The organism is Deltaproteobacteria bacterium (genome assembly GCA_019308995.1).
Taxonomy (GTDB): domain Bacteria; phylum Desulfobacterota; class Desulfarculia; order Adiutricales; family JAFDHD01; genus JAFDHD01.
Genome location: JAFDHD010000045.1, coordinates 1 through 24,386, shown reverse-complemented (window position 1 = coordinate 24,386; position 24,386 = coordinate 1). Strand labels below are relative to the sequence as shown.

The 24,386-nt window shown below is 54.4% G+C and carries 23 protein-coding genes; 10 read left to right on the top strand and 13 right to left on the bottom strand.

What is annotated here, in order from left to right; translation table 11 throughout:
- The 4 genes from JRI95_09260 to JRI95_09245 form a co-directional block, all read right to left on the bottom strand.
- Window positions 1-734: hypothetical protein (locus tag JRI95_09260; GenBank protein ID MBW2061735.1), on the bottom strand; the 734-nt coding region annotated here is incomplete at its 3' end.
- A gap of 533 nt (window positions 735-1,267) precedes the next feature.
- Complete coding sequence (locus tag JRI95_09255; GenBank protein ID MBW2061734.1) at window positions 1,268-2,740, bottom strand: altronate dehydratase; 1,473 nt, start codon at window positions 2,738-2,740, stop codon at window positions 1,268-1,270.
- A 44-nt stretch (window positions 2,741-2,784) separates the two neighbouring features.
- Window positions 2,785-3,825, bottom strand: coding sequence for a beta-N-acetylhexosaminidase (gene nagZ / locus JRI95_09250; protein ID MBW2061733.1), 1,041 nt, complete (start codon window positions 3,823-3,825; stop codon window positions 2,785-2,787).
- Window positions 3,826-3,924: 99 nt separating this feature from the next.
- Window positions 3,925-4,134 (bottom strand): hypothetical protein, encoded by a 210-nt coding sequence (locus JRI95_09245; protein ID MBW2061732.1) that lies wholly within the window; start codon window positions 4,132-4,134, stop codon window positions 3,925-3,927.
- 394 nt (window positions 4,135-4,528) lie between these two features.
- Between JRI95_09245 and JRI95_09240 the strand changes: the two genes are divergently transcribed.
- The 6 genes from JRI95_09240 to JRI95_09215 are packed head-to-tail and all read left to right on the top strand — an operon-like array spanning window position 4,529 to window position 10,599.
- Entirely contained in the window at window positions 4,529-5,473 is a 945-nt protein-coding gene (locus JRI95_09240) for an NTP transferase domain-containing protein (GenBank protein ID MBW2061731.1), read from the top strand.
- Window positions 5,466-6,494, top strand: coding sequence for a phosphotransferase (locus JRI95_09235; GenBank protein MBW2061730.1), 1,029 nt, complete (start codon window positions 5,466-5,468; stop codon window positions 6,492-6,494). Before JRI95_09240 ends, JRI95_09235 begins: the two co-directional genes overlap by 8 nt.
- Window positions 6,491-7,813, top strand: a complete 1,323-nt coding sequence (gene der, locus JRI95_09230) for a ribosome biogenesis GTPase Der (protein MBW2061729.1) — start codon at window positions 6,491-6,493, stop codon at window positions 7,811-7,813. Before JRI95_09235 ends, der begins: the two co-directional genes overlap by 4 nt.
- Window positions 7,810-8,964: an ABC transporter substrate-binding protein gene (locus JRI95_09225; GenBank protein ID MBW2061728.1), complete on the top strand. Its 1,155-nt coding sequence runs from the start codon at window positions 7,810-7,812 to the stop codon at window positions 8,962-8,964. The genes der and JRI95_09225 overlap by 4 nt, the downstream gene beginning before the upstream one ends.
- Window positions 8,965-9,000: 36 nt before the next feature.
- Window positions 9,001-9,798 carry a DUF364 domain-containing protein gene (locus JRI95_09220; GenBank protein MBW2061727.1) on the top strand — a complete coding sequence of 266 codons (798 nt, stop codon included), beginning with the start codon at window positions 9,001-9,003 and terminating at the stop codon, window positions 9,796-9,798.
- A 60-nt stretch (window positions 9,799-9,858) separates the two neighbouring features.
- Complete coding sequence (locus tag JRI95_09215) at window positions 9,859-10,599, top strand: cyclase family protein (protein ID MBW2061726.1); 741 nt, start codon at window positions 9,859-9,861, stop codon at window positions 10,597-10,599.
- A gap of 5 nt (window positions 10,600-10,604) precedes the next feature.
- On the opposite strand, the gene JRI95_09210 is transcribed toward JRI95_09215, so the two are convergent.
- The 3 genes from JRI95_09210 to JRI95_09200 all read right to left on the bottom strand — a co-directional run bounded on the left by JRI95_09210 (window position 10,605) and on the right by JRI95_09200 (window position 12,465).
- On the bottom strand, window positions 10,605-11,330 hold the full coding sequence (locus JRI95_09210) for a hypothetical protein (protein ID MBW2061725.1): 726 nt from the start codon (window positions 11,328-11,330) through the stop codon (window positions 10,605-10,607).
- Between the two features lie 31 nt (window positions 11,331-11,361).
- Window positions 11,362-12,051 carry a DUF1847 domain-containing protein gene (locus JRI95_09205; protein ID MBW2061724.1) on the bottom strand — a complete coding sequence of 230 codons (690 nt, stop codon included), beginning with the start codon at window positions 12,049-12,051 and terminating at the stop codon, window positions 11,362-11,364.
- A 72-nt stretch (window positions 12,052-12,123) separates the two neighbouring features.
- Window positions 12,124-12,465, bottom strand: coding sequence for a LysR family transcriptional regulator (locus JRI95_09200; GenBank protein MBW2061723.1), 342 nt, complete (start codon window positions 12,463-12,465; stop codon window positions 12,124-12,126).
- A 267-nt stretch (window positions 12,466-12,732) separates the two neighbouring features.
- On the opposite strand from JRI95_09200, the gene JRI95_09195 reads away from it, so the two are divergent.
- From JRI95_09195 to JRI95_09180, 4 genes are all read left to right on the top strand, one after another.
- Complete coding sequence (locus JRI95_09195) at window positions 12,733-13,896, top strand: acyl-CoA dehydrogenase family protein (protein MBW2061722.1); 1,164 nt, start codon at window positions 12,733-12,735, stop codon at window positions 13,894-13,896.
- Between the two features lie 46 nt (window positions 13,897-13,942).
- Entirely contained in the window at window positions 13,943-15,682 is a 1,740-nt protein-coding gene (locus tag JRI95_09190) for a glutaconyl-CoA decarboxylase subunit alpha (GenBank protein MBW2061721.1), read from the top strand.
- A gap of 63 nt (window positions 15,683-15,745) precedes the next feature.
- Window positions 15,746-16,585, top strand: coding sequence for a ribonuclease H-like domain-containing protein (locus JRI95_09185; GenBank protein MBW2061720.1), 840 nt, complete (start codon window positions 15,746-15,748; stop codon window positions 16,583-16,585).
- A 48-nt stretch (window positions 16,586-16,633) separates the two neighbouring features.
- Window positions 16,634-17,704, top strand: coding sequence for an AIR synthase family protein (locus JRI95_09180; GenBank protein MBW2061719.1), 1,071 nt, complete (start codon window positions 16,634-16,636; stop codon window positions 17,702-17,704).
- A 125-nt stretch (window positions 17,705-17,829) separates the two neighbouring features.
- Here JRI95_09180 and polA read toward each other — a convergent pair whose 3' ends face one another.
- From polA to JRI95_09150, 6 genes are read right to left on the bottom strand one after another with little or no spacing between them, the layout of a single operon-like run.
- The gene (polA, locus tag JRI95_09175; GenBank protein ID MBW2061718.1) at window positions 17,830-20,499 is read right to left on the bottom strand and encodes a DNA polymerase I; all 2,670 of its coding nucleotides are present in this window, start codon (window positions 20,497-20,499) and stop codon (window positions 17,830-17,832) included.
- Between the two features lie 39 nt (window positions 20,500-20,538).
- Complete coding sequence (locus JRI95_09170) at window positions 20,539-21,210, bottom strand: ABC transporter ATP-binding protein (protein ID MBW2061717.1); 672 nt, start codon at window positions 21,208-21,210, stop codon at window positions 20,539-20,541.
- Window positions 21,189-21,950, bottom strand: a complete 762-nt coding sequence (gene cbiQ, locus JRI95_09165; GenBank protein MBW2061716.1) for a cobalt ECF transporter T component CbiQ — start codon at window positions 21,948-21,950, stop codon at window positions 21,189-21,191. The genes JRI95_09170 and cbiQ overlap by 22 nt, the downstream gene beginning before the upstream one ends.
- Window positions 21,947-22,570: a hypothetical protein gene (locus tag JRI95_09160; GenBank protein MBW2061715.1), complete on the bottom strand. Its 624-nt coding sequence runs from the start codon at window positions 22,568-22,570 to the stop codon at window positions 21,947-21,949. Before JRI95_09160 ends, cbiQ begins: the two co-directional genes overlap by 4 nt.
- The gene (gene cbiM, locus JRI95_09155) at window positions 22,560-23,171 is read right to left on the bottom strand and encodes a cobalt transporter CbiM (protein ID MBW2061714.1); all 612 of its coding nucleotides are present in this window, start codon (window positions 23,169-23,171) and stop codon (window positions 22,560-22,562) included. Before cbiM ends, JRI95_09160 begins: the two co-directional genes overlap by 11 nt.
- A gap of 50 nt (window positions 23,172-23,221) precedes the next feature.
- Window positions 23,222-23,995, bottom strand: coding sequence for a DUF4198 domain-containing protein (locus tag JRI95_09150; protein ID MBW2061713.1), 774 nt, complete (start codon window positions 23,993-23,995; stop codon window positions 23,222-23,224).
- Window positions 23,996-24,386 lie beyond the last annotated feature (391 nt).

Below are 24,386 nucleotides of genomic sequence, written 5' to 3'. Positions count from 1 at the left end.
TAAGGCATATCCGGGTGGCCGATTGATTTGCCAAACCACCAGTTGGGATTGCGTTTGGCCTTGATGTAGTTTCCATGGCTGCGGTCTTCAAGGATCCACTGCCCGGTGCCGACCGGGGTGCTATCCGAAACCTTTACTTTCCTGGTGTCCTGCTTGAGGATTTCAGGGGAGATCATGTATCCCGGAACATTGGCGATAATCCCCAGGAAGGCCGCCCACTGCTCCTTGAAGGTCCACTTGAGCGTATATTCATCTACCACTTCTACGGATTTAATCGGTTTAATCCAGGCTCGGGACCAGCAGCCGTTCTTTTTATTTTTAATGTAATCTAACAGGTATTTCACGGACGCGGCGTTGAAAGCGGTTCCATCGTGATAGGTAATCCCTTTTTTCAGCTCCATGATGCAGGTCAACGGATCAGGGTAATCCCAGGACACGACCATCCAGGGAACCGGGCGATAATTACCATCGGTAATCAATAATTTTTCAAAGAAAAAGTTGATGACCAGCCAGTCGTTCACCGGCCAGTGGTTGGGGTTCAATAGCCCGACGTCTCTGGCCCCGGCAGTGTGGAGATATCCGCCCCGAACCGGTTTCTCTTTTGAATAATCCCATACTTCCCACGGTTTGGCCTTGCTCGCTCCCGAGACAGGCAGGGTGAGCGCTACGGCCACCACAAGGATTACCACACTGGCAAGTCCAAGCCCAATGAATCTCTTAATCCTTCTATCCATCTAATGCTCCTTTCTTGATGACCCTCCTTTTTTTTCAGAAGGGTCTGGTTATCAGCACTGCCAGGAGTGCTGCCGGTCAACTAAAGGAATTCCCACTTGCCTTGTTGCGGCGCCTTGGTCTCAAAACGCCATGGTTCATGCTGTTTAAATTAGTTCAATAATGGATAAGATAACACCTGGCCTTTGTCTGTAATTTGTCGCAGTCACTTTCGAGGTTTTGTTGTGTGAAAAGAACACCAACTTTTGATTGTATATGAAAGCTATCACGGCTCTGGGATGCTGTCAACATAACTGCGCTCGCTGATTAGGCCGGGAGGTAAATACGGAAACTTCTTGCCTTTAAGCAATGACCGAGCCGATTTTTGTTATAAGGGTTTCTCAAAAAAAATAGAAGGCGACCTGTGAAGTTATGCTCCATCAGACCGCCTTGTGATTAAGCTTGACTTAACCAGGTGGTCCTATTATTTTCGTTTGCCATCCTTGAACCAGTTGGGATGAGCCCGGCCATATCCTTCCAGGCCCTTGCCCTGGCTTTAACCGGCTTGGCCGGTCATGGAAAAACCGAGCACTTCCTGCTGGTTTTCTTCTGATTTGGTGAGCTTCCCGCCCAAGACCTCCATGACCAGGTCAATAAGTTCCATGCCCATCTCTTTAAGAGTACGTGCGCCATCGGCGATCTGGCCGGCATTTAGGTCCATATCGTCCTCCATGCGCTGCCAGAGGTCGGAGTTACTCGCCACCTTGATCGTGGATGAGACAGGCGTTCCGACCGGCGAACCCCGGCCCGTGGTAAAAAGGATGACCTGGGCGCCGCCCGCGACAAGGCCTCCCAGGGACTCGATATCATAACCCGGGGTGTCCATGAGAACCAGCCCTTTGCGGGTTGGCGGTTGTGCGTACTCGATGACTTCCTGTATGGGAGAGTTACCGCCTTTGGTGATGCAGCCCAGGGATTTTTCCATGATACTCGAAAGCCCGCCATCCATGTTGCCAGGAGCGATGGCCAGATGAGCATATTCACCCAGCTGCTTTCGGATGGCCGCTTCAGCGTTGGTTATCATTTCATGGATATCTCGAGCCACCTCCTCGGCAGCAGCCCGTGCCTGGAGCAGGTGCGTCGTTCCGATCATCTCGGTCGTTTCAGCCAGGACAGCCGTGCCGCCCTGGGAAATGATCCAGTCTGAAGCCAAACCCACGGCAGGATTGGCGGTTACTCCGGAAAGGGCGTCGGAGCCGCCGCATTGAAGGCCAAGGATTATTTCACTTATAGGGTGAGGCTCCTTTTTCTGCGAGGAAATATTTTTCATCAGGGCCTTGGCCAGATCAATTCCTTTGGCGGTCGTGAGTCTGGAACCGCCGGACTTCTGAATCTCAAGATACTCGATCGGTCTCCCTGAAGAAGCGATTTTTTCGGCCAGTTTTTCTCCGTTTACAGCCTCACAGCCCAACCCTACCAGCAAAACAGCGCCGACGTTCGGGTTGGCGCCGATGCCTTCCAGAACCGCCAGGGTTCTCTGGTGATCCTTACCAGCTCGTCCGCACCCATGCCCATGTTCCAGAGTCACCGCTTCTGGCAGGGCTTGCCCAATGGCCCTCACCACACCACAGGCGCAGGCTACGGTCGGAAGAATCAGCAGGTGGTTCCGTATTCCAGCCGGTCCCTTGGGACGTGTGAATCCGGGAAAGGTTGAAGGGCCATACCCTTCGAGCACCGCGAAACCGGAGGCCGGTTCAGGTTCTGCTTTTATTTTATCTGGAAGTTTGAGGCTGTGCGTGTGAATCCAGCTTCCTTTAGGTACGGCGGAAACGGCCTCACCGATGGGCTGCCCGTATCTTACGATCGTCTGGTCTTGAGCAAGGTCTTCCAGGGAAACTTTGTGGCTGACCGGAATATCCTCCTTGATGGTGAGATCCCCGCCCCAAGGTAAAGAGACGGTTTCTCCCTGTTTAAGTTCCCGAAGAGCCACGGCCACGTTATCTCTTTCATGGATTCTAATAAGGGTCATAATCTTTTTCCTTATTTTTTGGTTGGATTGAGCGGATCAGGTTTTTACTTAAACACTTCGGTCCACTGGGCGGGGTCAGGCCGGGGTATTTTTTTCAAGGTCTTATCCAGACGAACTGAGGTGGCCTGCAAACGGTCCCTGCTGATTTCACCCTGACGCACGGCCTCAAGAAGAGCCTCTCTGGCCTGGCGCATTCGGTCAGGCCGGTGGCAAATCAGCATCATGTCCGCCCCGGCCATGACGGATCGGACCGCGGCCGGGCCGAGCTGGTAGTGCCTGACCACCGCGCCCATCTCCAGGTCATCGGTCAGGATCAACCCGGTAAACCCCATTTCTTCCCGCAGAAGGTCGGTCAGAATTTTGCGGGACAAGGTTCCAGGCCAGTCCGGGTCAAGGTCCGGGAAGCTGACATGAGCGGTCATAACGCAGGCGACGCCGTTTTCAACGGCCTTCTTGAAGGGAAATATTTCTACAGATTTGAGCCTGTCAAAGGAGTGCTCAACCCGGGGCAGGTCCTGGTGCGGGTCGAGATGAACATCGCCGATGCCCGGGAAATGCTTGGCGCATGTCAGGACGCCGGTATCAGCATGGCCCTCGATCAAGGCCGTGCCCAGGCTTGCCGCAACCTCCGGGTTCGGGCCGAAAGAACGCTCGGCCATCAGGGTCGCCTCTGGGTCAGTCCGAAGGTCCAGCACCGGAGTCAGATTCAGGTTTATGCCTACCGAAACGAGCTCGCGGCCGCTCGTAGAACCAAGAGCCCGGACTTCTTCTCGATTCAGCTTCTCGGCCATCTCCCGCTGACTTGCCAGAACGGAAAACGGCGCATCAAGCCGGCGGACCGGACCGCCTTCCTGGTCAATGGCCACCAGCAGAGGCCGACCGAATTCATTCATGGATAAATCCTGACAGCCGCTTATCAATCGGGCCATCTGAGCCGGACCGCCTCCAACATTGCGTTTAAACAGGATAATTCCACCCGGCCGGACATCAAACAGCAGGTCGCGGACTTCCCGGCTCAGGTCTTCTCCATCAAAGCCGATCATCAGCATCCGGCCGACAAGATCGGATAACGCGTTCTCAGTCACAGCCTAGAGCTCACTTTGAGTGCTCATATAAAATTTCCAGCCGGATTGGCAGAAACCAGCCCGGCCGGTATTTTTTAGAAAATTTTTTAGTGCTGTCTCCTATTTCCCTTCCTCCTCACTTCTAATATATTCTTCTATCAATTTATAGCGTTTGGACCATTCGCCGCTACAGTCTTCACAAATGTTTTCCACAATGACTTCGCTCCCCTCACCTTCTTTCCAATCAATATCTACATTGGTTGAACCACAATAAGGGCACGTAAGTTTCAGGGTTTCAATAAATCGTTCAATGAACCTGGTGTCAACCATAATTCTCTCCTTAAATACCTGACATCCGCATGAACCGGCCGGACGGCTTCTTTCGAACTTTCTTTTTATCTCCTTGTAATCCTAAGTAAATCCTTGAACTCTCCTTTTTAAAGCATGATGATTCCAAACTATCACGCCTTCCCTTTCTTTTGCAAGCTCGAATCAAGTGATGAGACCTAAAATCAATAAATTAGCGGCCAGAACGTGCAAAATTACAATAATGGCGGCTGTAAAGACAAAGGGAGAAAATAATGGTTTTTTTAAAAACATCAGATTCGTTATTTATCTCCTTCCGGCGGAGACATACTTTATGAATATCAAAAAAACGCCCACACAGCCCCCAGATGTGTTATTTTTTTATCTCTATAATTTGAGTGAAAGACAGGGAGTTAGTTTGAACCAAATAAAAAAAGCCATGATCCTGGCAGCGGGCCTGGGTCTGAGGGCCAGACCGCTGACGCTGGTCAAACCCAAGGCCCTGTTCCCTGTTCTCAACCGGCCCGTGATCTCTTACAACCTGGACCTTCTGGCAGGAATCGGCGTGCAGGAGGTCGCGGTCAACACCCACCACCTCGCCGCTCAGCTTGAACGTCAACTGTCTGAAATAAATAACCATTTAGCGATACATACCTTCCGCGAAGAAAAAATACTGGGCACGGGCGGCGGGGTTAAAAACGCAGCGCCGTTTCTTGGCCAAGACCCCTTTATTCTTATCAACGGGGTCATCCTGACCAGCATTGACCTGAGCGCCGTGGTTGGCGATCACATGGCCGAGAGACCCATGGCCACCCTGGTGCTTCATGACTGCCCCAGGTTCAATAACGTCGGCCTTGATTCGACAGGCTTGATTCGCGGATTTCGAGGGGAGTGGGCGGCCCCGCCTGAAGGCCTGGCCTGGCGAACTCTGGCCTTTACCGGGATTCACATTATCGAGCCGGAGCTTCTGGCCTGGATACCTGAGGGGCCGTATGACATCATCCATACTTACCAGGCGCTGATCAAGGCCGGGGCGCGGGTACGGGCTTTCGTGGCCAACGATTTAACGTGGCGGAAAATTGAAACCCGTCTGGATTATCTCAAGATTCACGGCGATCTGCTCACGGCCAGGGCCGAGGGGCCTGTCTTTGAGGGTTCTGAAGTCGAGGTGAATCCGGAAGCCGTAATCCAGGGCTGGGCCAGCCTGGATGAAGAGGTGATTATTGAGGCCGGGGCCCTGGTAAAAAATTCAGTGCTTTGGAAGGGAGCCAGGGTGGCGGCCGGGGTCAGGATCGTCAACAGCGTTCTGGCCGAGGGAGTCCTGGCTGAAAGTGATTTGAACGGGGGCGCCAAGATTGACTGAGCTTCAACCGGACGAGAAATCAATCGAGTTCGTTCTGGCGGCCTGGCCTCGGGCGGCCCGGAGTCATGATGACCTGTCATGGGAGCCTCTCTATGGTGACGGATCGGACAGATGCTTTTATCGGGTGAGTTCCGGCTTAAGGACCGCGCTTCTGGTGCAGGGTCGAGACCGGGCTGAAAATCGCTCCTATGAGCTGATCGGCAGGCACCTCTGGTCATTGAACCAGGCTGGTCCTGAGTTTCTGGCCGTGGATCAGGAACACGGCCTTTTCTTAATCGAGGATCTGGGCAACTCTTCACTGCAGAACGTCGCCTGCACCCTGGACTTCAGCGGCCGAGTCGAAATGTATCAGCGTGTCATCAGCCTCATGGCCAATGTTCATCAAAAAGGGAAAAAAGGCTTCGATCCAAAATGGTGTTACCAGACTCCACGATACGACAGGGCCCTTATCCTGGACAGAGAAACCGGGTACTTCACCGCTCAGTTCCTGAGAGGCGACCTGGGATTAACCCTGCCGGTGCGGCGCCTGACCCCTGAGTTCGAGGCCCTGGCCGACGCGGCCCTGCATGAGACTGAGGCGGTTCTGATGCATCGGGACTTTCAATCCAGGAACGTCATGATCAAACAGGGGCGGCCTCGTCTGATAGATTTTCAGGGGGCGCGCCTCGGACCGCCCGGCTATGACCTGGCCAGTCTCCTTTACGATCCATATACCGACCTGAGCGAGCCTTTCCGTGAAGAAATGCGAAGTTATTACATTCAATTGCGAACAGGCAAGCCCGGATTTGACCTGGCCGCCTTTACGGCCAGCTACCATTTCCTGGCCGTGTGCCGGTTGCTGCAAGTCCTGGGCGCTTACGGCTTCTTAAGCCGGATCAAAGGCAAACCCCTTTTCAGACAGTACATCCCCCCGGCTGTACGGTCCCTCAAAGGGCTTCTTGATCGTGAGGAGTTCCGCTTTATGCCTGAACTGCGCCGGGTGATTATTAATATCCGTCAAAAGATTGAGGGCCGGACATGAGACCGCTTGTGGCCATCGTCGGCCGGCCCAACGTGGGCAAATCTACGCTCTTCAATCGCCTGGTTGGTCGTAACAAGGCCATTGTAGATGACACGCCCGGCGTCACCAGGGACCGCAATTACGCTGAGATAGAGCTTGAAGGCCGACTGATTACACTGATTGACACCGGCGGGTTTGAACTGGAAGCGCATGACGGGCTGCTGCCTCAGATCAGGGCTCAAACCCTTCTGGCTCTGGAAGAAGCTGACCTCACCATCCTGCTCGTTGACGGGAAGGCCGGCCTGAATCCTCACGACCATGAACTGACTGACATCCTGCGCCGCTCCGGACGGCCCTTCATCTTTGTGGTTAACAAGATTGACGGTCCGGAAAAGGAAGAGGCGCTGGCAGATTTTTATACCCTGGGCATCGAACCGATGCTGTCTCTTTCCGCGGCCCACGGGTATGGTATTCGTGATTTCATCAAGGCGGTGGTTGAATCGCTGCCGCCTGGAGAGGAGGCCCCGGTTCGTGAAAACCTGATCCGCGTGGCTGTTATCGGGCGACCCAACGTGGGCAAATCATCCCTGATTAACAGGCTCATCGGCCAGGAGCGGACCCTAGTCAACGAGAAGCCGGGCACGACCAGGGACCCGGTGGACATTGAGATAGAGCGCCAGGGCCGGACTTACCTTTTTGTGGATACGGCCGGTATCCGGCGCAAAGGCAGGGTTTCCTTCAGAATAGAAAAATTCGCCATCGTCCGAGCCTTAAGGAGCATGGAGCGCTGCGATGTGGCCCTGCTTTTGCTTGACAGCCTGGAAGGCATCACAGACCAGGATGCCCATGTGGCCGGGTACGCCTTAGATCGCGGCCGGGGTCTCATCCTGCTCTTTAACAAGTGGGATCTGGTTGAGGACAAGCTGGTCAGGCAGAAAAAAATCAGGGACCAGATGGACCTCAAGCTTCGTTTCTTAAGCTTTGCCCCGTTCCTGACCGCATCAGCCAAGACCGGTCTTAGAGTTGAAAAAATATTTGAGTCCCTTGAAGAGGTCTTTGCCCAGTATACGGCCCGGGTGACCACGGGGCGGCTTAATCGAGTTCTGCGCCAGATCTTAATGAAGCATTCTCCACCTCGCATCGGCAGGCACAGGCTGAAATTCTACTATGCGACCCAGGCCAGCACCCGGCCCCCGACCTTTGTCCTTTTCACCAATCATCCAGATAAGGTACACTTCTCTTACGAACGCTACCTGGCCAACAGCTTCCGGGAGGCTTTCGGCCTGGACAAGACTCCGGTTAGAATACTGTTCCGGCCTCGGCAAACAAAAAGAAAATGAACATTAGTCAAAAGAAAACCGGACCCGCCTTCCTGATCCTGGTCTTCCTGCTCGTCTGTCTGGCCGGCTGTGAAAAGGCCCAAACTCCGGCTCTAAAAAACAGGGGTTACATATATTTAGGTCTGGTGGCTCCGCAGAGCGGCCCCTTGAAGCCTTATGGTGAGAACCTGATCAGGGGAGCCCAGATGGCGATTGACGCGGTCAATGCAGCCGGTGGAATCAAGGGCCGACCGGTCAAGCTGCGCCTCGAAGATGAGGCTCAAATCGCCGACATGCCCGGTTCGCGGCGGCTGGCCCGAGACCCTCGAGTCCATGTCGTCATCGGCCATTTGCTAGAGCACGCCTTTGCGGCCAGTCGGCCCATGTATCTCAAGGCCAACCTCCCTGTCCTGCTGCCTGTCTTAAGCGGGGACGATATTTCACTTTCAGACAAGGGTCTCTTTTTCCGGCTCATGACGTCGGATTCGGCCCAGGCTGAGGCTCTGGCCGAGTATGCGATCGGTACCTTGAAGATGCGCCGGTTGCTGGTCATCCACGAAGATTCGGATTACGGGCGCAGCCTGGCCCAATCCTTCGCCCGGGCCTTGAAACAGAAAAAAACAGCCAGTATCAAGGCCATCGTTTTTTCAAACCCAGAAGCAAGCAGGGAAAAACTCATGATTCAGGCGACGGTAAGCAGGCCCGAAGCCGTCTTCCTGGCTCTTAGCGCCCGGTCTGCCGTCTCTGTAGCCAAGGTGCTGCATGACCATGGACTCAAGGCCACCATACTGGGAACCCAAGCCCTGGCCATGAATGATGCGGCCATCTTCCTGGAGAAACTCTCGGCTCAGGCATATCTATGCCTGCCTTTTGATGACAAGGACGCTGACCCGAAGGCTCGAAAATTTATTGATGATTTCAAAGCCCGGTACCATATGGCGCCCGACTGGCTGGCTGTCCTGGCGAACGATGCCGTGAACCTTACCCTGGAAGCCCTTGTCGCGGCCGGCGATCAGGCGGACCGGATTACAGAGTACCTGAACGGACTCGACAGCCCCCAAAAAGCCTTTCAGGGTCTGGGTGGCAAGTATTATTTCAAGTCTGACGGCCGAGGGGTCAAACCGGTTTTTATAACAAAGGTTGAGCCGTCGCTTTATAACAGGCTGCCATGAAGGAGGGTAATCATTAAAAGAAGAGGGAAAAATATTATGGCAGGGGCTGGAAAGGATCAAAATAGCGGGCGACTGCCTGTTCTGGATGAGATGCTCAAAGGGCTTCCCCAAGAGCCTATACCCGTGGAAAGCGTGCGTATCGGCCCCTTTCTGACCGTAGTTTGTCTGGGCGGCGCTCAACCCCGCACTTCTCAGACCCCCCCTCGGTGCGGCCTGGCCTCCACCCTGGCGTCACACGAGCACGGACGAAAAAACCTGGTCAGCCAGGTTGGAACCCTGGAGGACCTCAGCGCCCAGGAACTGGCGGGCTACCTTAAGTCGAGCTTCCCCCTGGAGGCCTCTGTCGGCCTAGCGGCCTTAAATGCGATGCTGCCGGTTCCGCCGCACTGCTTTCAGGAGACGCCCGCCCTAGACATGGTCATTGAGCACGGGCGGGATGAGCCGGTGGCTGTAATCGGACATTTTCCTTTTGTGGAACGACTTCGTGAGGAAGCGGGCGAGCTTCATGTTCTGGAGCTCAAGACCATACCAGGGGATCGGCCCGCCGCACAGGCCGGAGAGATTCTGCCTCGCTGCAGGACCGTGGTTCTGACGGCCACGGTGCTCATGAACGGAACCTACCATGACATGCTCCCGCTCTGCCGTCAGCCTTTCACAGCGATGATGGGCCCCAGCACTCCGGCCAGCCCGGTCCTCTGGCGTTACGGCGTGGATGTCCTGGCCGGAAGCACGGTGGTCAATCCTGAAGAATGTTTAAAAGCCGTCTCCCAGGGAGCTGGCTACCGGGACCTCAAGGAGAGCGTAAAAAAATGGACCTGGAAACGAAAGACGTAAAAAAAGGGCGGTGTTTTACACTTTGGCCAGTATTCACCTGCCTGCGGGAGGTATGAACTCATGCGATTCATTGACCTTTCCACCACCATTGCCACCGGGCCTGATCTGGAAATCACCTACCATGATCACTCCGAGGGCGCAAAGATGATCGAGTCCATGTTCAAAGTCCCTTCAAACCTGCTCCGCCGGGGTGAAGGCTGGGCGGTTGAAGAGTTCACTCGCTTTAGCACTCATGGCAGCACACACATTGACGCGCCCTGGCATTATAACAGCCGGATCCAGGGTCAGCCAGCGCAGACAGTGGACGAACTGCCGCTGGAGTGGTTCTTTAATGACGGCCTTGTCCTGGAGATGAAACACAAGGCCGACGGCGATCCGGTCACAGTGAAGGAAGTCCAGCAGGAATTAAGCCGTATCGGTTATACACTGAAACCGCTGGACATTGTCCTGGTGCGCACCGGGCGTGATGAATTTTACGGTCAGCCTGACTATATGTTCAAAGGATGCGGTGTTACCGCCGAAGCGACGCGCTGGCTGTATGACCAGGGTATCCGGGTCATGGGGATTGACGCCTGGGGGTGGGATTGCCCCTTGAATCGGCAGGCAAAGGAGGCCGTGAACAGGCAGGAAGAAGGTATTTTCTGGGCCGCGCATCAGGCGGACGTTTCATACTCCCAGATCGAACGCCTGCTAAACCTGGCGCCCCTGCCTTCCTTTGGTTTCAAGGTGGCCTGCTTCCCCCTCAAGGTCAAGGGCGGCAGCGGCGCACCGGCGCGGGTGGTGGCCATGCTGCCTGATTAAGCCCCTTATTCACCGCAGGCGCAAAACCGTTCCCAGCCCATGAGGCGGGCTGCCCCGGCGATGGTGGTTCCATAGAAGAGGACCGGCTTTTGATTTAGAAAACGATCAACGGTGTCGTTGACCAGGATGGTGCCGGTGACAAACAGTAGGTCAGCCCATGCAATCGCCTCTGCGGCCGCCTCCGGGCCTTCGATCATAACCCCGAATCGCTTGAGGCCTATATTGTCCGGGTCCAGGTCCAGGACGCGCAAGGAAAATTCTTGGGCCAGGCTTTCTACCATGCGGGGCTGGAAACCGACCTGCACGATTTTAACCGGACCAAAGCGCTCCTGGAGATGGCCGGTCAGCTCCTGAGCGCACCGATCCGGACCTCGGTCTTTACAATGGATTGTTTTTTCAACCAGGCCGAGGCGCCTTAAAACCGCATTCAGGGCCGCCACGAACACGGCCCGGCGGAAGCTGTTCTTCGCGGCCATATTGGTGACTTCCTCGAGGGACCCTTCAAAATCCCCGTAAAGGTCGGTAAAGGCCTGCCCCAGGCTGCCTTTGAACTCGGCCTGAATGAGGCGTTCCTTGCCTTTTTGCAGGGGGAAGTCATCTGCTTCCGGATTGCCAATGGCTTCCTCGGGGGTTAAAGGTCGAGCCTTAACGCGGACTCGCTCCCCCAAGAGGCCGTGATCCTGCCAGAGGTTCAAGGCGTGCTGTCTGAGTGTTTCGAGTGTGTCGGACATGGCAGGCGGTCTTGAAACGTTTCCTTTAAAATCAGAAGCCCGGCCGCTGGGTGAACATGTAGTAAGAGTTTGAGGTATAGACCGCAGCCAAGGGGTTGTGGCCTGTGACCCGGTCCTTGACCGCCAGGACGGTGTTATAAGCCTCAGCATATTTCAAAAAGAGGCAGTCATGGCCCACGCAGAGACCCAGCAGTATGTTGAGGTCCGTGCCATGATGATTCAAAACCTTGGCCTGGAGGATGGGGTTGCAGGCCGATTCGTCTGTGCCGATGAAGATCTTTTCCTCGTCCTTGATGCCAATCGTTTCCTTCAGAATACGCCCGACCTTGCAGATGACGCTCACCACCTGGAAACCCTGCCGGGTAAGTATGTTATCCACCATTCGCGCTTCAATGGCCAGACCGACGCAGAAGGCCAGGCCGAGTTTTTTGGCCCCTATCTTATCGGCAAACTCGCATATCTCCTGGATCCTCGGCTTGCTAGGGTGAAGCAGGTACGGCCTTTTGTCCCGTTCGAGGTAACATTCGCTTTCCTGTATGGAAGACAGGCGGGCGAATTCACGGATTTTGGGGTCTGCATACTCCTGATTGGCCTCCTCGTTCAACTCTTTCAAATTTATGGTGGGGCAGTTATCCGGGCCTCTGCCCGATTCAACGTAGCAGGCCCTTTCATTAACATTTATGCCGCATATGGAACATCTCGAGTCGAGTTCCTCACCCATGAAAATACTCCTCCTTTATTTAAGAATCTATCTTGTCAGAAAGGTTAAAGTAGCGGAATTAAAAGACGAGCCTCAAGTTTTGAAGACCTTTTTAAACAGCCGGTCAGCCTGGGTATTACCTCGATCGTGAAGCTGCTGAAACATGCGCAGGAAGTCCCGGGCTTCAGGCGTCAGCCGCGCCCCCCTGCTTTTTCCACCGCCCGGCGTTGTCTCGACCAGCTTTATCCCGAGGCGCTCTTCGGCGGACTTGATCTTGCCCCAGACGGCGCGGTAGGACATTTTCAAGGCTGCGGCCGCGGCCCGGATCGAACCGAGCTCATCTATCTTTTCCAAAATGATTCGCCGGCCCTGGCCGAAGACAGGCCTGCCCATCTCGTCCTCAATCCAGAACTTGCTTTTAATCTGGAGGGGCATGCAGAATCACTTCCTCATCACTTGCTAAAAATTCCGGCGATCAAAATATGAAAACCGGCTCAAATATTAGTTCTTCTCCGTCTAGTAACAAGTCCCAAAATCACTTTTAGGATCAGCGGAAATATGCTACTATACGCCCGATAAAATGTAAACTGGAAAAAGGAAGGAACATTCTATCCTTATTAAGACTTAGATAATCAACCTACATCTAGCCCGCCAGCACTTGAGTTTCTATCCTTTTAAATATTGGCGGACAAGGAGGATTCCATGGATTTCGAGCTGTCTGAAGATTTAGAGATGCTTAGAGACATGACTAGAGACTTTGCCCAGAATGAGATTGCGCCTTATGCTGATCAATGGGACGAGGACCACTACTTCCCTCATGAGGAAGTAGTCAAGAAGATGGGGGAACTGGGGATGTTTGGCACGGTAATCCCGGAAGAATACGGTGGCAACAATATGGGCTGGCTGGCCGTTGCAATCATCACCGAAGAGATCGCCCGGGCCTCCGGCTCGCTGCGAGTCCAGATCAACCTGCTGGGCCTGGGCTGTGCTTATCCCATTTACCTTTATGGCACCGAGCAGGCTAAAGAGAAATACATCCGTAAACTTGTCTCAGCCGAATACCTGGGCAGCTTTGCCATTACCGAGCCTGACGCCGGTTCGGATGTCATGGGCATCAAGTCCACGGCTGAAGATAAGGGGGACTACTGGCTCCTTAATGGCTCCAAGACCTGGATATCAAACGCTCATATCGCCGACGTGCTGGTTTATTACGCTTTTACCGACAGGTCAAAAGGAGGCAAAGGCCTCTCGGCTTTTGTCATTGAACCGAAAAATTTTAACGGCGTCACGACCTCCATGCTGGAAAAGATGGGCGTGCGCTCATCTCCCACCGGCGAGGTCGTTCTGGAAGACACCATGGTTCCCAAGGAAAACATCCTGGGAAATCCCGGTGACGGGGCCAGGATTGTCTTTGGTTCTTTGAACCAGACCCGGCTCTCAGCCGCGGCTGGCGCGGTGGGCGTGGCCCAGGCCTGCCTGGACGCGGTCACGACTTACATGAATGAACGCGAACAGTTCGGCCAGCCCATCGGCCAGTTTCAGATGAACCAGGACCTGCTCGCCCAGCTGTGCGTCGAGATCGAGGCGGCGCGGCTGCTGGTTTATAAAGCCGCCTGGCAGAAGGACCAGGGAAACCTGGGCAACACCCTCGAAGTAGCTCATGCCAAGTACCTCTCCGGCGAGGTCATCACCAAGGCCGCGAATTACGCCATGCGCATCCTGGGGGCTTACGGCTATTCGACCGAATATCCGGTGGCCAGGTACTTCCGCGACGCGCCGAGCTACTGCATCGTGGAAGGTTCGATCAACGTCTGCAAGATGATCATCGCTCAGGATCAGCTCGGGTACCGCAAGGCCAACCGCTGAAAAAATTTGACCAAGAGACGCTAAGGAAGACAAAAGGAGTTTTATTATGTGGCCATACTGGAAGAAGATGAATGATCTAGGCAAACCGCTCAGAGAATCCGCAGCACAACGGATGGAAGAAAATCGGAGGCAGATCGCTGAAGTTGAGAATGAAATGGCCGCGGCGGTGGAGAAGGTCAAGAACGCCGGTCTGCCGGCCGAGGTCATTCACAAACGGGGTCAGATGACAATCTGGGATCGGCTGGAGTACCTGGTAGACCCGGGAACCTGGACGCCGCTTCATACCATATACAACCCCGATGATAACGAGGAAGGCGCCACCGGTGTAGTCAACGGCCTGGCCAGGATCGGCGGCAGGTGGTCTGCGGTCATTGGTTTTGATAACAAGGTTATGGCCGGGGCCTGGCTGCCGGGTCAGGCGGACAACATCCTGCGGGTGACCGACATGGCCAAGCGACTCCATGTGCCTCTGACCTGGATCGTCAACTGCAGCGGCGTCAAATTGACCCAGCAGGAGGAGGTTTATCCCAACCGCCGTGGCGGCGGCACCCCCTTCTTCCGCCACGCCGAGCTGGAAAAAATGGGTATCCCGGTCCTGGCGGGCATCTATGGCACCAACCCCGCCGGCGGAGGATACCAGGGTATCAGCCCCACCATCCTCATTGCCCATAAGGACGCCAACATCGCGGTGGGCGGCGGCGGTATCGTCGGCGGTATGAGCCCCAAAGGGTATTTTGATCTGGAAGGCGCGGAGCAGCTTATCGAGGCCACCCGGCATTTCAAGCAGGAACCCCCGGGCACGGTCAAGATTCATTACAATGAAACCGGCTTCTTCCGCGAGGTCTATGAGGAAGAAAAAGGCGTGCTGGACTCGCTTAAAGAATGGATGTCTCAAATGCCGGCCTATCATCCCAGGTTCTTCCGGGTGGACGAGCCGGCCGAACCCAAGTATCCCATTGAGGATATCAATTCCATTGTCCCCTTTAACCAGAAGGCGGTCTATGACTTTGACAACTTCCTGGCGCGGCTGGTGGATCGCAGTGAGCATCTGGAATTCAGGCCGGACTACGGCCCGGAGGTCTATACCGGCCTGGTCAAGGTTGACGGCTATCCGGTTGGGGTCATCGGGAACCGCCAAGGCATCCTGCCCAAGGACTACCCCAAATACGCCCAAGGAGCCTACCCTGGCATCGGCGGGAAACTCTACCGGGAGGGCCTGATCAAGCTGAACGAATTCGTAACCCAGTGCGGCCGGGATCGGCTGCCAATTATCTGGTTCCAGGACACTTCAGGCATTGATGTCGGCGACATTGCCGAGAAGGCGGAATTACTGGGATTGGGACAGTCCCTGATTTATTCCATCGAGCAGACCGACGTGCCCATGATGCTGATCGTGCTTCGCAAAGGCACGGCCGCGGCTCACTATATCATGGGCGGGCCTAACGCCAACAACCACAACGTTTTCAGCCTGGGGACGCCCACGACCGAGATTTACGTCATGCACGGCGAGACCGCGGCCGCTGCTTCTTTCTCCAGGCGTCTGGTTAAGGAAAAAGACGCCGAGCGTCCGCTGGAGCCCGTTATTGATAAGATGAACGAGCTGGCCAGGGCCTACCAGGAAAAGTCCCGGCCCATCTACTGCGCCAGGCGTGGTTTTGTGGACGAGGTCGTAGCCTTTGCTGAGTTGAGGCGGTACATGGCTGCCTTTACCGGGGCCGCTTTTCAGAACCCGGTTAGCTTCTGTCCCCTGCATCACATGATGCTGCCGCGTCTGATCAGGGGTTAATAAATTAACGGGGGACCCTTTTCATGGCAAGGTCCCCCCGTATTTATCATCACGGGAGCGATCTTGCTGAACCATACCTTCTCTCATATCCCGGGCATCGGACTCAAGACAGAGCGCCAAATCTGGTCGGACGGACTCTCATCCTGGGATACCTTCTCCAGGGTTGAGCATATACCTTTCTCACCCGGACGAATAAAACACATTAAAAACTACCTCGCACAATCCCAACTGCACCTCAGAAACAGGAACCCCAATTTTTTTGCAAGCCTGTTATCGCCCGGTCAACACTGGCGTTTATTTTCGGCCTTTCGAGACTCGGTCGCTTACCTGGATATCGAGACGACCGGCCTGAGCGATATACATGAAATTACGACCATCTCCCTTTATGACGGCAGCGCCGTTTATTATTATATCCAGGGCGAAAATCTCGATGACTTTATGGATGACATTCTGAATTACCGGCTCATCATAACCTATAATGGCAAATGCTTTGATGTCCCCTTCATCGAGAACTATTTCAAAATTAAAATAAATCATGCCCATATTGATTTACGCTATTTATTAAAAAGCGTCGGAATCGCAGGCGGCTTAAAACAATGTGAGAAGCAGGTCGGGCTTCATCGCAATGAACTGGACGGTGTGGATGGATATTTTGCTGTGCTTCTCTGGCACGATTTTCAAAATACCGGGAATAAAAGAGCATTGGAGACATTACTGGCTTATAATATAGAAGATGTGTTGAGCCTGGAAACACTCATGGTTATTGCCTACAATCTGAAACTGAAAGAGACGCCGTTTTTCGAGCAGAACCGGCTGTCTCTTCCCTGTCCCCCGCAGAATCCGTTCAAGGCGGATATAACTCTCCTGGAAAGAATAAAGCATCATCTTCAATACTGGCGCTAGTGATATGGGTTCCGGTCGAATTCTGACTAGGCGGCCGGGTTGGAACCAATGAAAGATGACAATATGTCAAAAAAATCCGATAAACTGCTGAAGAGCTTTAAAAACAACTCGATAGCACCTGGCAAAATCTCGCCAGGGCTTTTGAAACGTTTTCTGGATTTACCTCGGAAGACCAGCCCGGCCCTTCTGGTTGGCCCGAGTTATGGAGAGGATGCGGCCGTGGTTCGTTTGGGGGACCGCCAGGTGGTGGTGACCTCTGATCCCATCACCTTCAAGACATCCAGGCCGGGTTACTATGCCGTGCATATCAATGCCAACGACATGGCCGTCATGGGCGCCGTGCCTCAGTACTTCACCTTGACCCTGATCATGCCGCCCGGCACCACCGAGCAGGAGGCGGCGGCCATCATGATCGAGGCGATTGAGGCTGGAGACGCCCTCGAGGTGGTCCTGATCGGGGGGCATTCAGAGGTGTCTGAAGCGGTGAACACGGTGGTGATCGCTGTGAGCATGTGGGGAGAACTTGCCACGGCGCAGCCGCTCAAGACCAGCGATGGCCAGCCGGGCGACGCCATCATTCAGGTAGGCCCCATGGGTATAGAAGGGACCTCGATTCTGGCCGCCGAACATGAGCAGGCCCTTGAGAAGGAGTTCGGCCAGGCATTTACAGAACGAGCCGCCGGATTCCTCCTGGACCCCGGATTGTCCGTGGTCGCTCCGGCCAGGCTTGCCGCAGCAAACCTGGATATTCACGCCATGCATGACCCCACCGAGGGCGGGCTGGCCACCGGACTCCGTGAAATCGCCGTGGCTTCACAAACAGGGCTGACGGTGAGGCAGGAAAAACTGCTTGTTAGCCCGGAGACGGTCAAGGTCTGCCGCTTCCTTAAACATGATCCCCTTGGCCTGATCTCCTCGGGGTGTTTATTATTCACAATCGCTGAAAAAGAGGCTGAAAAAGCCGTGCAGCTCATGACCGCGTCTGGTTTCCCGGCCGCTCAGATTGGCAATCTGACCAGGACTCGAGGGAAGTATTACCTGGAAAACGAAACAGGCCGACGTTCAAAACTGCCCGCCTTTGCGGTTGATGAACTGGCTGCGGCCGTCGGCCGGGAGTAGCACCGTGGGAACCCTTTTTAAAAAAAAGGTTTCCCCCAGACCCCTTCCCAAATATCTAAAAAGGATTAAGGCTTTTTAACAGTCGCAGTCTGAGGAAAATTTTTGACGATCCAAACTAGAGCCTCCTAATGGGCTTCGGCCCAGGAGGCCCCATAGCTGACATCAACCACGAGAGGCGCCTTTAAGCTGACCGCGCCTTCCATCTCACGACGAACCAGTTCGGCCAGATTCTCAACCTCATTTTCAGGAACTTCAAAGATGAGCTCATCATGAACCTGCATGATGAGCTTGGCCGAGAGCCGGGCCTTTTTCATGGCCTGGTGGACGGCGATCATGGCCTTCTTGATGATATCGGCCGCTGTACCCTGAAGCGGGGTGTTGATGGCCATCCTTTCAGCCGCCGAACGGACGGCCTGGTTGCTGCTCTTGATCTCAGGCAGGCGGCGCTGGCGGTTGAAGAGCGTGGAGACGTATCCCGCAGATTTGGCTTCCGCGATGGTTTTGTCAATAAAGGCCTTGATACCGCTGTAGCGGCGGAAATACTGGTCAATATATTCCTGGGCCTTACGGCGTTCGATGCCGAGGTCTTTGGCCAGGCCGAAGGCCCGTTTGCCATAAATGATGCCAAAATTAATGGCCTTGGCGTCTCGACGCATTTCAGGAGTAACCATCTCCGGGAAGACGTTGAATATTTCAGCCGCCGTCCGGGTGTGGATGTCTTCCCCCTCAGAAAAAGCCGCCAGGAGGCCTTCGGCTTCGGAGAAGTGTGCCAGGACGCGGAGTTCGATCTGGGAGTAGTCGGCCGAAAGGATGAGGCCGCCCGGTTCAGGTACGAACGCGGCCCGGATGCGGCGGCCTTCCTCGGTCCTGACAGGGATGTTTTGCAGATTAGGGTCTGAACTCGAGAGCCGCCCCGTGGCTGTCCCGGTCTGGTTATAGGAAGTGTGGACCCGGCCCGTCTCGGGATTGATCAGTTGCGGCAAGGCGTCCACATAGGTCGAACGCAGCTTGACCAGCATGCGATAGCTCAGGATCTCGGCCGGGAGTGGATGGATTTCAGCCAGGTTGGTCAGCACCTCCTCATCGGTGGAAAAACCGGTCTTTTTCTTTGTTTTTTTCCCAAGCGGCAGTTTCAGCTCCTCAAAAAGAACCTGCCCGACCTGTTTGGGGGAGTTGATATTGAATTCCCGTTCGGCCAGCTCATATATCCTGGCCTCAGAGCTGGCGGCCCGACTGGCCAGTTCCTTGGACAGGTCGCGAAGTGGACCCACGTCCAGCTTTACCCCGTTCATCTCCATGCCAGCCAGCACTTCGATCAGAGGCAGTTCTATCTTTTCATACAGATTCAGCAGGCTGTTTTCAGAAAGCCTGGGCCTGAGAACGTCCGAGAGGATCATGACGAGGTCCGCGTCTTCACAGGCATAATCCCTGGCCTCGTTGGGACTTATAGTCTCAAAACCGGCTTTCTTGTCACCGACCACATCGGTATAGGATATGGGGGCGTGATTAAGGTAGTTCCGGGAGATTCGGTCGAGGTTATGCGCCCGGTCTGAGGCATTGAGCAGGTAAGAGGCGATCATGGTGTCGTCGCCCATGGGCGTTAGCTTAATCCCGTGCCTCTGGAAGATGATATAGTCGTATTTTATGTTCTGCCCGATTTTGATCACTTTTTTCGATTCAAGGATCGGGCCAAGCGTCTTAAGGATCGTGGCCAGAGGCAGCTGGGAGGCGTCGGGAGTCTGATGGGCCACAGGCAGATAAAAGGCCCGGTGAGGCCTGGCCGAGAGGGACAGGCCGACAATCTCGGCGCGCATGGGGTCGGTTGACGTTGTCTCCAGGTCCACGGACAGACGCTCCACGTCTTCGAGTTCTGCCACCAGGGCGGCCAGCCCGGCCTCAGTGTCCACCAGGTGGTAATCTTCGTAACTGATGGTTTTTTCCGGGCCAAGGTCTCTCAGGAACTGGTTAAGATCAAGTTCCGTGTAAAGCTGCCGCAGGGCCTCCACATCCGGTTCGGTTAAGCGCATATCTTCCGGGTTCAGGTTCAGGTCCGCATCGGTCTTGAGACGAGCTAGATCGCGCGCTAAGAAGGCGTCCGCCTTATGCTCGGTCAGCTTTTTATGCAGGCCGGTCTTTTTAATCTTATCCAGATTCTGGTACAGGTTTTCCAGGGTCTCATACTCCTGCACGAGTTTGACCGCGGTTTTTTCTCCAACCCCGGGCACGCCGCTGAAGTTGTCCGTAGCGTCTCCCATCAGGCCCTGTGCCTCTAAAAAACCCGTCGGGCTTATCCCGAAACGCTCCTTAACGAATGCAACGGACACATGTCCTTCCCGGTTGGGTTTGGGATCGTACATACTCACCCCTTCGGACAGAAGCTGGTAATAATCCTTATCAGCCCCAACAATGATTACTTCAAAGCCTTGTTCCCTGGCCCGGGCGGTCAGGGTGGCGATGAGGTCGTCGGCCTCCAGCCCGGGCACCTCCAGCCGGGGGAGATTGAGAGCTTTAGTAATGCGGCGGATGAAATCTTGCTGGCTGATGAGTTCCGGAGGCATGGGCGGCCGGTTGGCCTTGTACTCAGGAAATATTTCATGCCGAAAGGTAGGGCCTTTGGCGTCAAAGGCCAGGGCCATATACTCCGGTTTTTTTTCGCGCAGAAGCTTGTTTATAGTGCCTACAAAACCGAAAATGGCGCCAGTCGGCTGGCCGGTCGAGGATGCCAGGCCGGGGATGGCATGATAGCTCCGGTAAATATACAGGCTGGCGTCAACTAGATAAATGGTCTTCGGCATGACCGTCGTCCTTTCCCTACAGAGACAGACTGCAAGGGATTACCCCTTCGCCTGCCTTTCAACCGTGCCTTCATTCATGCGATAAAGACCGGTTGTGGTCCGGTCTAGAAATTCATGGTCATGAGAGATGATAAGATAAGGCAGGTTTGATTTCAAGAGGAGCTGCGCCAGCCTTTCCATGGTATCCTCATCCAGGCCGGTGGTCGGTTCATCCATAAGCAGCAGCTCCGGGTTCATGGCCAGAACAGTGGCTAAAGAAACCAGCCGCTTTTCCCCGCCGGATAGTTTGTATGTCACCCGGTTCTCAAAACCCTCTAATCCGAGCCGGGCCAGGGTATCCTTGACCAGAACCCGGACCTGGGCGTGAGGTATCCCTAAGTTGAGCGGTCCAAAGGCAACGTCCTCAGCCACCGTGGGGCAGAAAAGCTGATCATCGGCATCCTGAAACAGAAAGCCGATCCTGGCCCGGACTTCCCGAAAATCAACCTCTTTTTCACAGAGGCGCCTAAAAATTTCCACCTGGCCTGAAGCGGGCTTGAGCAGACCCATGATGATATGAACAAGTGTGGTCTTGCCTGAGCCGGTAGGCCCAACCAGTCCGGCTCTTTCGCCCATGGGAAAAGTAAAGTTCAGGCCATCCAGGACCAGGTTTCCCCGCGGGTAAGCAAAGGAGACGTCTTCGAGGTTAATTATGGCAGCAGGTTCGACCATTGTCCCACGGCTAAGGCAGATATAAAAAGGGTCATGACGGCCAGGAAGAGCAGGTCCTTTGTTTTTAAGGCAAAATGATCGAACAGCCAGAACTTGCCTTGGTAGCCTCTTAATATCATGGCCTGGTGGACCCTTTCAGAATGATCAAAACTTCGCACCAGAAGCATCCCCACCAGATAGGCCAGGCTTCTGTAAGTATGATAGTTGGTCCGGGCCTTGAAGCAGCGGATGCGCATGGCGTCTCTCAAACGCAGATACTCCTGGTGCATAACATGGAAGTAGCGAAAGGTGAAGAATAAAAGCTGAACCAGCTTGCCTGGCAGGCGCAAGTGCCGCAGGGCGTGAACCAGGGTGAAGACAGAAGAGGTGGCCAGCAGAGCGATCAGGGTTAAAATAATGGCATTTGATTTGATGGTGATGACCGCGGCATAACTGACGCCTTCTTCAGAAGCCCGCAGGGGCCCGATAGTAAAAATAGTCTCCCCGGGATATGAAAAGGGAAGGATGAGCCAGAGGAGCAGGATGAAGGTATTGACGATTAAAAGGCGGGAGCCGACCGCCTTTGGGTTCAGCCTCGCCAGGGCGATCAGCGTCACCGCTGCCCCCAGGGCCGTGCCCAAGACGATAAAACTGTCTCCCGCGGCCACCACGGCTGAGAACAGCGCGGTCGCGACGATCTTCACCCGGGGATCAAGGCGGTGGATGAAGGAAGATCCGCTGGAAAACTCCTCGATGTTCAATGAGACGGGCCCTGTTCAGTCTTTTTTCGACTGCGAAAATACATGATCAGGCCCATGATACCAAAAATATACCCAAGACCGCCAATGATTTCGGTCAAACTGGGGCCTCTTGGCTTTTGCATTTCAGCCAGGGTGCGACTAATGGGCTTCAGCCTGGCGTCAAGCGTTTCTTCGACCACGGCCCGGATCTGTTCGAGGTCCACTAGGGCCGGTGTTTGAGCCCGGGCCGTTGCGGCAGCCTCCTGCCTAGCTGAGCCGGCGAGCTCTTCAGATGGCTCTTCGGCCCTGAGTGTAAACTCGCTTCTGTGGCCCATGGAGGCGGTGAGCACGATGTGAAGGCTGGATTTCTGGGGAAACTTGAAAGAGAATTCACCCTTTTCATTCGTGCGGCCTTGCAGAAGCTTTTTGCCAGCCAGGTCGAAGACCTCCACCAGCCCGTTCCTGACTTTTTTCCCTCCGCTGAAGTAGCTTTCCGTGTACACCGTGTCCCCCTCGACCCAGGCAAAGATGTTGACCCGATGGGCCAAGGCCGGGGACCCGACTAACAGCAGGGGCGCCAGAAGGGCCAGGAGCTTGAAGCCATTCCCCCGATGTTCAGAAGGGCCTTTTTTATTTGACATAAACCGCATCCAGCATTTCCGGCCTGACTTTTTTAAGAAATTGAACGCAGACAGCGACAATGATTCCTTCAAGGATCATCACCGGAATATGAGCGAACACAATAAGCTTGGCCACGGGCCAGAAGGATTCCCCGGTAAAAACCAGGGCCGAGGCCATCCCCAAACTGCTCATGAAGATGGCCCCGGCGCCAGCCAAAAAAGAGGCCAGCATGGACAGATTAAAGTTATCGCCCCTGGCAAGCGCGCCCAAGACATAATAACACACCACCGCAGGCAGGGCCATGTTCAGCGTGTTAACCCCCAGAGCGGTCAATCCGCCGAATTGAAAAAGAACAGCCTGCAGCGCCAAGGCGACCAGAACAACCGGAAAGGCAATCCAGCCTAAAAACAGCCCCATCAAACCGTTGAGGATAAGATGCACGCTGCTCGGGCCAACCGGAATATGGATGAGCGAGGCCACGAAAAAGGTCGCCGACAGGACCGCCACCTGAGGCAGGCGGTCATAATCCAGCTTCTTGAGGCCGATGGCGGTGCCCATAACGGTCAAGGCCCCGCCGGTAAGAAGGACCGGCGCGCTCAGGACGCCTTCTGAGATATGCATGCTTGGGTCTCTCCTTAAAAAGTCAATTCATTTTGTTCGTTTTGTCTCGCTCACTTCATGTCGTGGAACCGGACCCAGATCACCGCCCCGATCTCAACGTCCTTGTCCTGTCCGTTGTGCTTCATCTTCTGATCGTCCGTGCTGAGCGCGGCAAATCCCCACCAGCCGGCCCTGGGCGCGGCATAGGTGAAGACGCCGTTTTTATCGGCCTTGATGGTCTGGGTGATCATGTAATCAGTGGGGGCGATCAACCTGCCATCCTGGTTGAAGTACTCGACTTCCACCTCGGCATAAGGCACAGCTTTGCCTTTGAGCATAACCGCGCCCTGAAAGACATTGCCAGTATAAAGACCGTAAGGTTTGGAAAGCGGTACAATTTCTGTCTTAAGGCCGATCGGTTCATCCCAGCCCTCGTCATCGCCTATCGCGGTTACGTAAGCCTTGGTATAATGGACGATAAAGCAGTCCTCGGCCGGTTCCCAGTAGGGCTGAGGCTCCATGAAAAAAACATAAAGGCCCGGCCGACGGACCTGAAAAGTCGTCTCCCAGGCAGTGCGATTGTTGATTTTTTTTAATTTCAATTGCTTGGAAAGGTCGGTCTTCCGGCCGTTGACCACGACGCCAAAGGCCTTGGGCCTGACCAGGTCCATGCCATGACCCTCGAAGGGATGCCAGAACATGAGATTGAGTCGAACATTTTTGGAGTCATCTTGCATTACCATCTGGTCCGAAGGGATGATCATGCCAAAATGAGCCTCTGCTGAACCTGAGGCAAAACCCCAGGCGGCTAAAAAAAGAACGAGCATCACTAAAAACCTTTTCATATCTCAACTCTCCTTTCAAACCCTTCGTGGGGCAGATCAATAGACTGCATTATTTCAAGTGAAAATAAAAAAGACCCGACCTTTGGTTCTCCCTGAACTAAGGCCGGGCCTTCGTTGCCCTTTTAGCTTACTGTCTTTAGCGGTTAAATAATTCCAACGCCGAGCTTCTTGCCCTGCTTTTAATTCATAATATCTGCTTTAAAATTGAGTGTCAAGGGCCGTGGTGATGATTGTAGAGGATGTTCATGTCTTTGTCTTTACCTCTGGTCATTCTTCTCTGTCAATAGCAAATTAAAATGTCCGGTGTTCATAGCACATTAAATGTCCGGTTGCTTTTTTTTGGTTTCTGTTTATCATTCAATTGCACCATGTGAGGATAGGGCCACGCTGG